Raw genomic sequence first — 12,661 nt, 5'->3', positions numbered from 1 at the left:
CGATGACGCTGTCGCTCTACCTCGACACCGAACGCTGGCGCACCCACCAGCGCTCCGTCCTCGCCGAGTTCCCCGGCCTGGTGCCGGTCGCCAAGGGGAACGGCTACGGCCTGGGCAACCACCGGCTGGCCGAGGAGGCGACGCTGCTGGGCACCGGGGTGCTCGCCGTCGGTACCGCCTACGAGGCGGCCGACGCCGCCGAGTGGTACGGCGGCGAGCTGCTGGTGCTGACCCCGTACCGGGTCGGCGAGGAGGTGCTGCCGCTGCCGCACGCCCGGGTGATCCGCACGGTGGCGAGCGTGGCCGCGCTGCGGGCGCTGCACGGCGCCCGGGTGGTGCTGGAGTGCATGACCACGATGCGCCGGCACGGCGTGAGCGCCGCCGACCTCGCCACCGTCGCCGCCGAGCTGGACGGCGTCGGCTTCGAGGGCCTGGCGCTGCACCTGCCGATGGACCGGCCGGACGGCTCCGACCCGGTCGAGGAGGTCGCGTACTGGGTGGACACCGCCCGGGCGGCCGGCCTGCCCGTCCACACCGTGTTCGTCAGCCACCTCGGCGCGGCCGGCATGGCACAGCTGGCCCAGCGCTACCCGCAGACCGTCTTCCGGGCCCGGATCGGCACCCGGCTCTGGCTGGGCGACCACGCCGCGCTGGAGGTCCGGGCCACCGTGCTGGACGTCACCCCGGTGCGCAAGGGCGACCGCTACGGCTACCGCCAGCACCCGGCGCCGTCCGACGGCCACATCCTGGTGGTCGCCGGCGGCACGGCGCACGGCATCGGCCTGGAGGCGCCCAAGTACGTGCAGAGCATGGCCTCGCGGGCCAAGGGCATCGCGCGGGCCGGCCTGGCGACGGTCAACAAGACCAAGTCGCCGTTCCACTGGTCCGGCAAGCAGCTCTGGTTCGCCGAGCCGCCGCACATGCAGGTGTCGCTGCTCTTCCTGGACGGCGAGACCCCGCCGCCCGCGATCGGCGAGGAGCTCGGCCTCCAGGTCCGGCACACCACCACGCACTTCGACCGCGTGGTGGACCGCTGAGGCCGTCGCGCAGGACGGGTCACGACTTCTCGGCCGGCTCCGGCAGTCCTGGCTCGTCCAGCCACTGCTCGGGGCCGGCCGGCGCGTACGCGGCGTAGGTCTCCTCCTCGCGCAGCCGTCGGGCGGTGCCCAGCACGAACACGTCCGGGGCGTGGTCGAGCACCCCGCCGGAGGGGTCGTCGCTGCCGTCCCAGCGGACCGGGTCGCGGTCCGGGTGCAGGATGTCGCGGACGACGAGGGCGACCAGGTAGAGGGTGCCGACCATGTGCAGCCCGATCGCGAAGTGGTACCAGGCCTCGCCGATCCCGTGCTGCTTGGGCCCGGTGACGAACCCCAGGTGGGACCAGATGCCCAGGGTGTAGAGCACCTCGCAGGCCTGCCAGACCAGGAAGTCCCGCCAGCGCGGCCGGGCCAGCACCGCGAGCGGCAGCAGCCAGAGCGCGTACTGCGGCGAGTACACCTTGTTGGCCAGCACGAACAGGGCGACGACCAGGAAGGCCAGCTGCGCGAAGCGCGGGCGGCGCGGCGCCGAGAGGGCGAGCCACCCCAGGGCCGCGCAGCCCAGCACCATCAGCACGCCGATGTAGAGGTCGAGGTCGGCCAGTCCGGCGCCGCGGACCTGCATCAGGATCAGCCAGAACGAGCCGTAGTCCTCGCCGCGGTGCTCGCTGAACACGTAGAACGTCGACCAGCCCTGCCAGTTGGCCAGCATGATCGGCAGGTTGACCACCAGCCAGGAGCCGACCGCGCCGCCCAGCACCAGCCGGAACTCGCGCCACCTGCCGGTCCGCCAGCAGAGCACCAGCAGCGGGCCGAGCAGCAGCACCGGGTAGAGCTTGGCGGCGGTGGCCAGCCCGATGAACACGCCGGCCCAGCCCGGCCGGGCGCGCGCCCACCAGGCCATCGCCACGGCGGCCAGGGCGACCGCGAGCAGGTCCCAGTTGACCGTGCCGTTGAGCAGCAGGACGGGCGCGAGCGCGAACAGCAGCGCGTCCCAGGGGCGCCGGCGGTGGGTGCGCGAGAGCGCCACGACGGCGATCACCGCGCAGGCCGCCAGCAGTCCGGCGTTGATCGCCCAGAACCACTGCTCCTGGCTCTGCCGGTCCCCACCGCCGGGCGTCAGCCAGGCCGCGACCTGCATGAACAGGCCGGTCAGCACCGGGTACTCCAGGTACTGCAGGTCCCCTGAGGAGCCCGGAATGCGGTCCACGTACGGGTGCAGCCCGGCGGCGAAGCCGCGGCCGGAGAACAGGTGCGGGATGTCGCTGTAGCAGGCGTGGATGTACTGCGGCGAGCCCGGCTGGAACCAGGCCTGCTCGTAGCAGGGCAGCTTCTGCACCATGCCGAGCACCGAGACCACGATCACCGCGAGCGCCAGGAAGCGCGCCGGGATCCACCAGGACACGCCGAGCAGCGCCCGGCGCCCGGGCGGTCCGCCGATCACCTCGCTGCCGGCCGCCGCGACCGGGTCCTCGTCGGCCGGGACGACCACGGTGTCGGCCGACGGCGCGGCCGTGGCGACGGCGGCCGGGGAGGGCCCTGCGGCGGCGCCGGACCCGACCGGGCCGGCGGTTTCGTCACGATCGCTCGACGTCATGCCGGACATCCTGCCGCACCGTTCCCGCCGGGACGAGGAGGACCCCGTGGCGGCCTGCGGCGCTCCGCGGCGGCCGGGCCGCGAATCAGGGCGAAAACGGTGGTGGCGGCCCTCCCTGAGGAGGACCGCCACCACCGTTCCGCGCGCTGGGGACTACTGCCCCGCGGCGCCTTGGGTGCCCCCGGTGGGGGTCGGCGTCGGCTTGCCGCCGGTCGGCTTGCCGCCACCGCCCGGTGTGGTGGTGTCCGTCGGCGTCGGCGTCGGGCAGGGCATCAGCGGGAAGCAGCTGCTGGTCGGGTGCGGGGTCCCGGTGGGCGAGTGGGTCGGATGCAGGTCCCCGGGGCAGTCCACGCCCGGCACGCAGGTCTGGGTGGGCTGCGGCGGCAGCGGCTGGGTGGGCTGCGTCGGCTGCTGGGCCTGGGGCGGGGCCGACGGGGAGTCGGACGTGGTCGGCGTCGGCACCGCCGAGGCCGTGGACGGCGCACCGGAGGAGTCGACCTCGCTGCCGACCGGCTGCGGGGTCGGGAAGTCGAGCTTCTTCTCGTTGGCCAGCGCGACCCTCATGTACCGGGTGAAGACGTCGGTCGGGATGTCACCACCGTGGATGGACTCCTTGCCGCCGGTGCCGTTGAGCGACTGCCGTTCGTGCTTGGTCGGGTCCTCGCGCCACATCGCGACGCTGGTCACCAGCTGCGGGGTGTAGCCGACCCACCAGGCCGACTTGTTCTGGTCGGTGGTGCCGGTCTTGCCCGCGACCGGGCGGCCCAGGTCCTTGGTCTTGGTACCGGTGCCCTTCGCGGCCACGTTCACCAGCACGTCGGTGACGTTGTCGGCGACCACCGGCTCCAGCGCGACCTTGGGGTCCTTCTTGCCGAAACCGGGGCGCTCCACGCCGTTCAGCTCGACCTTGGTGACCGAGTACGGCTCGGACTCCTTGCCGCTGGCCGCCAGGGTGCTGTAGGCGGTGGCCATCCGGATCGGGCTGATGGTGGAGGTGCCGAGCGGGAACGTCGCGGTCTTCGGGTCGGCGAGGCTCTCCTTCTTGACGCCCATCTGCACCGCGATGTCGGCCACGTTCTGGCCGCCGACGTCCTGGTTGAGCTGGACGAAGGGCACGTTGTACGAGAACTGCATGGCCTGCCGCAGCGAGACGTAGCCGTGCTTGGCGGTGTCCTCGTTCTTCTGCCGGTAGGGCTTGCCGTCGTCGCCGATCACCAGCGAGCCGTCCGGCTTGCGGATCTCGGACAGGTCGTCGGCCAGGTAGCGGCTGTCGGCGTTGATCCGCTTCGGCTTGCCGTCGTCGCCCTTGGCGGTCTGCACGCCGACCTGCATGGCGGTGGCCAGCACGAAGGGCTTGAAGGTCGAGCCGACCTGGACGCCGGTGGCGTCGGCGTTGTTGTCGAAGTGGCCGTTCTCCACGCCGTCGCCGCCGTAGAGGGCGATGATCGCGCCGTCGCTGGGGCGGATGCTGGCGGAGCCGAACTGGATGTTGGTGTCGTTGTCCGGCCGCTTCTGCGGGTTGAGGTTCTCCGCCTTGACGTCGTCGACGGCCTTCTTCAGGGCGTCGACCTTGTCCTTCTCGAAGGTGGTGTAGATCTTCAGACCGCCGCGGTCGATCACCTGCTGGGTGATCGACTTGTCGGAGGCCATCACGTACTTGTTGGCGGTGTCGACCAGGTAGCTGATCTCGCCGTTCATGTTGGTGTTGGGCTTCAGCGGGATCGGGTCCGGGAACGTGGTGCACTTGGCCCGCTCGTCCGCCGTGATGGCCTTGGTCTTGACCATGTTCTCGAGGATCCAGCTCCACCGGCCCTGGGCGCGTTCCTTGTTGGCCGGGTTGGTGGGGTCGTAGTACGCCGCGCCCTTGAGCAGCCCGGCCAGCATGGCGCTCTGGCAGAGGTTGAGGTCCTTGGCGTCCACCCCGTAGTACGCCTGGGCGGCGGCCTGGGCCCCGTTCGCCCCGCGACCGAACCAGCTGGTGTTCAGGTAGCCCTTGAGGATCTCGGGCTTCCCCTTCTGCTGGTTGATCTTCAGGGTGATGAAGAACTCCTTCACCTTGCGGCTGAGGGTCTGCTCCTGGCTCAGGTAGGCGTTCTTCACGTACTGCTGGGTGATGGTCGAGGCGCCCTGGGTCTCACCGCCCTTCGCCATGTTGTAGACGGCGCGGAGCATGCCCTTGGGGTCGATGCCGTTGTCGGTGCGGAAGTCCTGGTTCTCCGCCGCGATGACGGCGTTCTGCAGGTTGGGGCTGATGTCCTGGAGCTCGACGATCTGACGGTTCGTCTGGCCCTTGTGGGTCATCTCCGTGTTGTCGGCCCAGTAGTAGATCGTGTTCTGGCCCTGCACCAGCTTGTTCAGCTCCGGGACCTCGGTGGTCTCGTACAGGTAGAACACCAGGCCGACGAAGCAGCCGAAGACCAGCAGGAAGCCGCTCAGCCACTGCTTCCAGGACGGCAGCCAGCGCCGGACGCCGGTCTTGCCGAAGCGCGGGTAGTCGATGAAGCGCTTCTTGCCGGGCCCGGCGGCCGCGGCGGAGGCCGCGGCCTCACCGCGCCGCCCGCCGCCGGCCTTGTCCTTCTTCTGCGCGGCCTTGCGCATCTCCGCACGGGTCATCCGGGGCTGTTGAGCCGTCTCCCGGGTGCCCTGCGGACGCCGGCGCCCGATCCCGTCCGAGCCCAGCTCGTCCGGACCGGGCCCACCCGGACCAGGCCCACCCGGGCCGCCCGGCCCTCCCCGACGGCCGCCGCCTCCCGGGGGCTGCTGCCCGTCACCGCCCGGGTTGGGCGTCCTTCGCCGTCGCTCGCTCATCTTCCAGCACTCCTCGTCAGGCGTTTCCAGCCTGAAGGCAGGGTTCACGTCCGATGCCCGCAAACCGCCCTAACCCCGGAGGTGGTCCTCGTGCACACGCGACAGCGTACGCAGCACTGAATTACACCTAATCGGGCATCAGTCGCCAATAACCGCAAAACGGCGACAGATCATTACACGCCCGTTGCCAAGCCCACCCGCGCGTCGGCTTGTGATCACATTCACGCGTGGCCCCCTTGCCCGTTCGGGGGGTCGGGTTTACTGTTCTCGATATATCGAGCCGATACATCGAAACGGCATACCGCCGGATGCGGTGGTCGGACGGAAGCCGAGAGGGAGGAGGACGACGGCAGTGGGCAGACGCTCAGGAGTGCTGGAGTTCGCCGTCCTCGGCCTGCTCCACGACGCCCCGATGCACGGCTACGAGCTGCGCAAGCGGCTCAACATCCTGCTCGGCACGTTCCGGGCACTGTCCTACGGAACGCTCTACCCCTGCCTGAAGAGCCTGGTCGCCCAGGGCTTCCTCGTCGAGGACAACCCGGACGTCGAGTACGTCCCGGCCACCGCGCTCAACGGCAAGCGGTCCAAGATCGTCTACCGGCTCTCCCCGGAGGGGAAGCAGCGCTTCGAGGAGCTGCTCGCCGACTCCGGCCCGGACGCCTGGGAGGACGAGCACTTCGGCGTCCACTTCGCGTTCTTCGGCCAGACCGACCGGGCCGTCCGGATGCGCGTCCTGGAAGGGCGCCGCAGCCGGCTCGAGGAGCGCCTGGAGCGGATGCGCAACTCACTGGCCCGGGCCCGCGAACGGTTCGACGACTACACCGTCGAGCTCCAGCGGCACGGACTGGAGTCGGTGGAGCGCGAGGTCCGCTGGCTCAACGAGCTGATCGAGACCGAGCGGTCCAACCGCACCGGCCGGACGGGGCCCGCCACCGGCGGGACCTCCACCGCCGTATCCCACAAGACTTCGGACGGCCGTGGCCAGGAGACCGGGTCCTCGGACCCGTCCGGGCCACCGTACGACCGCCCGGGGCGCTCCGACCAGGAGCGCTGACACCGCGCCAGCCCTGTGCCGCGCGGAAGGATTGGGCGCCTCGCGCCCTACAAGCAGTCATCGAAGATGCAGGACGAGTGCCGCCGACGCCGGCGCGCTCATGAGATCACAGGGAGCAACCGGAATGGGTTCGGTTCGCGTAGCCATCGTGGGCGTGGGCAACTGCGCCGCGTCGCTGGTGCAGGGTGTCGAGTACTACAAGGACGCCGACCCGGCCGGCAAGGTCCCCGGCCTGATGCACGTCCAGTTCGGTGACTACCACGTCCGTGACGTGGAGTTCGTCGCCGCGTTCGACGTCGACGCCAAGAAGGTCGGCTTCGACCTGGCCGACGCCATCGGCAACAGCGAGAACAACACCATCAAGATCTGCGACGTGCCGCCGACCGGCGTCACCGTGCAGCGCGGCCACACCCTCGACGGCCTGGGCAAGTACTACCGGGAGACCATCGAGGAGTCGGACGAGGCCCCGGCCGACGTCGTCCGGATCCTCAAGGACCAGCAGGTCGACGTCCTGGTCTGCTACCTGCCGGTGGGCTCCGAGAACGCCGCCAAGTTCTACGCCCAGTGCGCCATCGACGCCAAGGTCGCCTTCGTGAACGCCCTGCCGGTGTTCATCGCGGGCACCAAGGAGTGGGCGGACAAGTTCACCGAGGCCGGCGTGCCGATCGTCGGTGACGACATCAAGTCCCAGGTCGGCGCCACCATCACGCACCGCGTGATGGCCAAGCTGTTCGAGGACCGCGGTGTCGTGCTCGAGCGCACCATGCAGCTGAACGTCGGCGGCAACATGGACTTCAAGAACATGCTCGAGCGCGAGCGCCTGGAGTCCAAGAAGATCTCCAAGACGCAGGCCGTCACCTCGCAGATCCGCGACCGCGAGCTGGGCGCCAAGAACGTCCACATCGGTCCCTCGGACTACGTGGCCTGGCTGGACGACCGCAAGTGGGCCTACGTCCGCCTGGAGGGTCGCGCGTTCGGCGACGTCCCGCTGAACCTGGAGTACAAGCTGGAGGTCTGGGACTCCCCGAACTCCGCCGGTGTCATCATCGACGCTGTCCGCGCCGCGAAGATCGCCAAGGACCGCGGCATCGGTGGCCCGATCCTGTCGGCCTCCTCGTACTTCATGAAGTCCCCGCCGGTCCAGTACTTCGACGACGAGGCCCGCGAGAACGTCGAGAAGTTCATCAGCGGCGAGGTCGAGCGCTGAGCGATGAGCGCTTGGCACTGAGCGCTGAGCACTGAGTGCCGCTCGGAAGGGCCCACGATCACCGGATCGTGGGTCCTTCGCCGTTTTCCGGACCGATGTTTCACGTGAAACGTCAACCGGTTCCATGGCACCCTGGGCGGGTGGCGATCACCGAGAACGGCAGCACCCACCAGTCCGCGCACCGCGCCACGCTCCTCGACCTCCTCCGGGGCCGCGACTTCCGGCGGCTGCTGACCGCCCGGGTGCTCTCCCAGCTCTCGGACGGCGTCTTCCAGGTCTCGCTCGCCGCCTACGTGGTCTTCTCCCCCGAGAAGCAGTCCTCCCCCGCCGACATCGCCTCGGTGCTGGCCGTGATGCTGCTGCCGTTCTCGGTGATCGGCCCGTTCGCCGGAGTACTGCTGGACCGCTGGCGCCGCCGCCAGGTGCTCTACGTCGGCAACCTGGCCCGTTTCGGCCTGGGCCTGGTCACCGGCGCGCTGCTCCTGGCCGAGGCCCCGACCTGGCTGTTCTTCGCCTCGGCCCTGCTGGTCACCGCGCTCAACCGGTTCATCCTGGCCGGGCTGTCCGCCGCTCTGCCCCGGGTGGTGGAGCAGGACCAGCTGGTAACCGCCAACGCGCTCTCCCCCACCCTCGGGACGGTCGCCGCCGCCTCCGGTGGCGGCATCGGCTTCCTGCTGCACCAGGTGATGGCCCCCGGCCCCCGGGCGGACGCCGCCCTGGTGACGGTCGCCTCGCTGCTCTACCTGTCGGCCGCGCTGGCCGCCCGCCGGATGGACCGCGACCTGCTCGGCCCCGACCAGCACGCCGACCGCCCGGCGCTCGGCCAGGCGCTGGTCCGGGCCGCCGTCGAACTCGGCGCCGCGGTGCGCCACCTGGTGCGGGACTGCCGGCCCGCCGTGCACGCGCTGGCCGCCGTCACCGCGGCCCGGTTCTGCTACGGCGTGCTGATCGTGGTCGTGGTGATGCTCGCCCGGTACACCTTCAACGACCCGGCCGACAGTGCGGCCGGCCTGGTCACCCTCGGTCAGGCGGTGGGCCTCTCCGCCGCCGGGTTCTTCGTCGCCGCGCTGGTCAGCCCCTGGTGCACCCGCCGGCTCGGCCTGACCGGCTGGATGACGGTCTGCCTGGTCGCCCCGGTGGTCTTCGTCCCGGCCCTCGGCCTGGGCTTCACCCTGGTGCCCTGCCTGATCGCCGCCCTACTGCTCGGGGTGGTCACCCAGGGCACCAAGATCTGCGCCGACACCGTGGTGCAGGAGTCGGTCGACGACGAGTACCGCGGCCGGGTCTTCGCCATCTACGACGTGCTGTTCAACGTCGCGTTCGTCGCCGCCGCCATGGTCACCGCGCTGGTGCTGCCGCTCTCGGGCCGCTCGGTCACCGTGGTCGTCGGGGTCGCCGCCGTGTACGCCCTCACCGCCGTGCTCTACCTGCGCGCCGCCCGCCGCCCCCGGCCCTGACCAGCGCTCCCGAAATCCCCCGGGGACTCGGGACGGATGGCGTCCGACCGGGTCGCTAAGGTGTCAGACCTGTCGGCACGACAGCACTCTGTCTCGGGGGACGAACTGATGACCACACCGCCCAACCCGTACGGGCCGCCGCACCCGGCCCCGGTCGGGGCGCCCGCCTCACAGCCGTACGGCGCGCCGGTCCCCCCGCCGGCCGCGCCGTACGGACCGCCGCCGGCCTACGGACCGCCCCCGGCCTACGGGCAGCCCGCGCAGCCGGCCCCGCCCGGCTACGGGCCGCCGCCGCCGTACGGGCAGCAGCCGCCCGGCCAACCTCCCTACGGACAGCAGCCGTACGGGCAGCAGCCCTATGGACAGCCGCCGTACGGACAGCAGCCGCCCGCCGGGTCGTACGGCTACCCGCAGCCGGGCGCGCCGGCACAGGCCGCGCCCGCGCCCGCGAAGAAGCTCGGCGCCAAGGCCAAGCTGAAGGCGGCCGGCCTGGTCAGCGGCTGCCTGGCACTGGCGGTCGGATACTTCGTCGCCGGACCGAGCGTCAGCAGCGCCAAGCCCGGCGACTGTGTGCGGGTGGGCGGCTCCCGTGATGTCTCGATCGTCAAGTGCACTGATTCCCAAGCGAATTACCGCGTACTGTCGAAGTTCGAAGGCACCACCGACGTGAACCGCTGCAAGCAGACCCCGCAGACCACGAGCGCCGTCTCCGGCAAGAGCGGCCGCCGCTGGAACAAGAAGCGGTACGTGCTCTGCCTCGGTCCGCTGACGCCCGCCACCACCGGCGTCCCGCCGGTGAAGAAGTCCTGAACTCTTCCACCACTCCTCACCGGGGGACCACTTGTCCGTTCCGCCTCCGCCCCAGATGCCGTACGGCGCTCCGCCGCCGGAGGACGGCAACCCGTACTCCGCCGGCGGTGCCTACGGCGCACCGCCCCCGCCGCCGGCGTACGGCTACCCGAGCCCTCCGCCGCCGCCCGGCCAGTCCGGCCAGCCCGGGTACGGCTACCCGAGCCCCCCGCCGCCCGAGCAGCCGTACGGCTACCAGCAGCCCCCGGCCGCGTACGGCTACCCGCCCGGCCCGACCTGCCGGTTCTGCGGCGGCTACCCGGCGGTGGACGCCACCGTGCGCGGCCACCAGGGCCTGGTCCTGGCGTACCGGATGCTGCGGATGTCCGGCCCGTTCTGCCGTACCTGCGGAACGGCCACCGTGCGCGACATGTCCGCCCGGACGCTGGTACAGGGCTGGTGGAGCCCGGTGTCGTGGCTGCTGACCCCGATCACCCTGCTGCTGAACCTCGTCCCGCACAACAAGTTCAAGCGGCTGCAGCCCCCCGTCCCGGGCACCCACGGCCCGCAGCCCGACCCGGGCGTGCCGCTGGCCCGCCGCCCGCACGTCGCGATGCTGCTGGTGCCGGCCTCGCTGGCGGTCGCCGTCGTCCTGGCCGCGACCGGGGTGCTCGGCCCGACGAAGAACGACGGCCCGAGCGGTGGGATCGTCGCCGCGCCGTCGCCGTCGCCCAGCTCCTTCACCTACTCGCCCCCGCCGGCCTTCCCCTCGCCGACGTTCACGATGCCCGTGATGCCGAGCATCACCCTCCCGCCGGTCACCACGCCGAGCGACCCGGCCGACGCGGCCGACAGCGTCGACACGGCGAAGGCCGGCGACTGCCTGCGCAACGAGAACGGCACCGGCTCGACCACGGACACCCACCCCAAGGTCTCGGTGCTGGCCTGCACCGACACCAAGGCCCAGTACAAGGTGGTCTACAAGTACCCGGCGACGTCCGACGAGAAGGTCTGCGAGCAGCAGCCGAAGGCGGACAGCTGGTACACCCGCACCTACACCAACCTCCCGGCCCTGAACTACGTGCTCTGCCTCAAGAAGCTCAAGTAGCCCGACCCGCGCGCGAGGGGTGGCCCCGGCCGAGTGCCGGGACCACCCCTCGCGTCGTCGGGGCCGCCGGCCCGGTCAGCCCTGCTGCTCGGCCCACCAGGCCCGCAGCGCCGCGACCGCCTCGTCGTGCTCCATCGGGCCGTGCTCCAGGCGGAGTTCGAGCATGTGCTTGTACGCCTTGCCGACCTGCGGACCGGGCTTGACGCCGAGCAGCTCCATGATCTGGTTGCCGTCCAGCGCCGGGCGGACGGAGTCCAGCTCCTCCTGCGCCTTCAGCTCGGCGATCCGCGTCTCCAGCCCGTCGTAGGTGCGCGCGAGCGCCGTCGCCTTCTTCTTGTTTCGGGTGGTGCAGTCGGAGCGGGTCAGCTTGTGCAGGCGCTCCAGCAGCGGCCCGGCGTCGGTGACGTAGCGGCGCACCGCGGAGTCGGTCCACTCGCCGCCGCCGTAGCCGTGGAAGCGCAGGTGCAGCTCGACCAGGCGCGAGACGTCCTCGGTGAGCTCCTTGGAGTACTTGAGCTCGCGCATCCGCTTGCGGGCCATCTTGGCGCCGACCACCTCGTGGTGGTGGAAGGAGACCCGGCCGTCCGACTCGAAGCGGCGGGTGCGCGGCTTGCCGATGTCGTGCAGCAGCGCGGCCAGCCGCAGGGTGAGGTCCGGGCCGTCCTGCTCCAGGTCGACGGCCTGCTCCAGGACGGTCAGCGAGTGCTCGTAGACGTCCTTGTGCCGGTGGTGCTCGTCCCGCTCCAGCTGCAGCGCGGGGAGCTCGGGCAGCACGTGCCCGGCCAGGCCGGTGTCGACCAGCAGCCGCAGACCCTTCACCGGGTGCTTGGCCAGCAGCAGCTTGTTGAGCTCGGCCTGGACCCGCTCCGCGGAGACGATGGTGATCCGCTCGGCCATCGCGGTCATCGCGGCGACCACCTCGGGGGCCGGCTCGAAGTCGAGCTGGGCGGCGAAGCGGGCGGCCCGCATCATCCGCAGCGGGTCGTCGGAGAAGGACTCCTCGGGGGTGGCGGGGGTGCGCAGCACCCGGGCCTCCAGGTCGTCCAGGCCGTGGTGCGGGTCGACGAAGGCGCGGCCGGGCAGGTCGACGGCCATCGCGTTGACCGTGAAGTCCCGGCGGACCAGGTCCTGCTCGATGGTGTCGCCGTAGGTCACCTCGGGCTTGCGGGAGGTGCGGTCGTAGGCCTCGGAGCGGTAGGTGGTGATCTCGATCAGGAAGGAGCCCTCGGGGGTGTCCTTGCGGGCGCCGACGGTGCCGAAGGCGATGCCGACGTCCCAGACCGCGTCCGCCCAGCCCTTGACCAGCTTGAGCACCTGCTGGGGGCGGGCGTCGGTGGTGAAGTCCAGGTCGTTGCCGAGCCGCCCGAGCAGCGCGTCCCGCACCGAGCCGCCGACCAGCGCCAGCCGGTGCCCGGCCGCCTGGAAGCGGCGGGCGATCTCGTCGGCGACCGGCGACACCCGCAGCAGCTCTTGCAGCCCCAGGGTCTGGGCCTCGCTAAGGCCTGGGACGACCTGGACGGCGGTGCTGGAACGGTCGGTGCGCGTGGTGGGCTCATTGGCAGTGGACACGGCTCACAAGGGTACGTGCCCGAGCAGGTCAACCG

General features: G+C 71.3%; 9 protein-coding genes. 6 read left to right on the top strand and 3 right to left on the bottom strand.

The window, feature by feature from the left end; genetic code table 11:
* Positions 1 to 2: 2 nt before the first annotated feature.
* Entirely contained in the window at positions 3 to 1,037 is a 1,035-nt protein-coding gene (locus AC0B61_RS03015) for an alanine racemase (protein WP_471738866.1), read from the top strand.
* A 19-nt stretch (positions 1,038 to 1,056) separates the two neighbouring features.
* On the opposite strand, the gene AC0B61_RS03010 is transcribed toward AC0B61_RS03015, so the two are convergent.
* Both AC0B61_RS03010 and AC0B61_RS03005 read right to left on the bottom strand, forming a co-directional pair.
* On the bottom strand, positions 1,057 to 2,634 hold the full coding sequence (locus AC0B61_RS03010) for a glycosyltransferase family 87 protein (RefSeq protein ID WP_471738865.1): 1,578 nt from the start codon (positions 2,632 to 2,634) through the stop codon (positions 1,057 to 1,059).
* A 153-nt stretch (positions 2,635 to 2,787) separates the two neighbouring features.
* Positions 2,788 to 5,247, bottom strand: a complete 2,460-nt coding sequence (locus AC0B61_RS03005) for a transglycosylase domain-containing protein (protein WP_471738864.1) — start codon at positions 5,245 to 5,247, stop codon at positions 2,788 to 2,790.
* A gap of 547 nt (positions 5,248 to 5,794) precedes the next feature.
* On the opposite strand from AC0B61_RS03005, the gene AC0B61_RS03000 reads away from it, so the two are divergent.
* From AC0B61_RS03000 to AC0B61_RS02980, 5 genes are all read left to right on the top strand, one after another.
* A complete protein-coding gene (locus AC0B61_RS03000; RefSeq protein ID WP_471738863.1) occupies positions 5,795 to 6,496 on the top strand; it encodes a PadR family transcriptional regulator in 702 nt (233 codons plus the stop codon).
* 124 nt (positions 6,497 to 6,620) lie between these two features.
* The gene (locus AC0B61_RS02995; RefSeq protein ID WP_471738862.1) at positions 6,621 to 7,703 is read left to right on the top strand and encodes an inositol-3-phosphate synthase; all 1,083 of its coding nucleotides are present in this window, start codon (positions 6,621 to 6,623) and stop codon (positions 7,701 to 7,703) included.
* Between the two features lie 140 nt (positions 7,704 to 7,843).
* Positions 7,844 to 9,160: an MFS transporter gene (locus tag AC0B61_RS02990; RefSeq protein WP_471738861.1), complete on the top strand. Its 1,317-nt coding sequence runs from the start codon at positions 7,844 to 7,846 to the stop codon at positions 9,158 to 9,160.
* A 108-nt stretch (positions 9,161 to 9,268) separates the two neighbouring features.
* Entirely contained in the window at positions 9,269 to 9,970 is a 702-nt protein-coding gene (locus AC0B61_RS02985) for an LppU/SCO3897 family protein (protein ID WP_471738860.1), read from the top strand.
* A 31-nt stretch (positions 9,971 to 10,001) separates the two neighbouring features.
* On the top strand, positions 10,002 to 11,057 hold the full coding sequence (locus tag AC0B61_RS02980; RefSeq protein ID WP_471738859.1) for an LppU/SCO3897 family protein: 1,056 nt from the start codon (positions 10,002 to 10,004) through the stop codon (positions 11,055 to 11,057).
* 75 nt (positions 11,058 to 11,132) lie between these two features.
* Here AC0B61_RS02980 and AC0B61_RS02975 read toward each other — a convergent pair whose 3' ends face one another.
* Positions 11,133 to 12,626: a CCA tRNA nucleotidyltransferase gene (locus AC0B61_RS02975; RefSeq protein ID WP_471738858.1), complete on the bottom strand. Its 1,494-nt coding sequence runs from the start codon at positions 12,624 to 12,626 to the stop codon at positions 11,133 to 11,135.
* Positions 12,627 to 12,661: the final 35 nt, after the last annotated feature.

Source organism: Kitasatospora sp. NPDC023385 (assembly GCF_055664045.1).
This window is presented reverse-complemented; position numbering and strand designations above follow the sequence as displayed.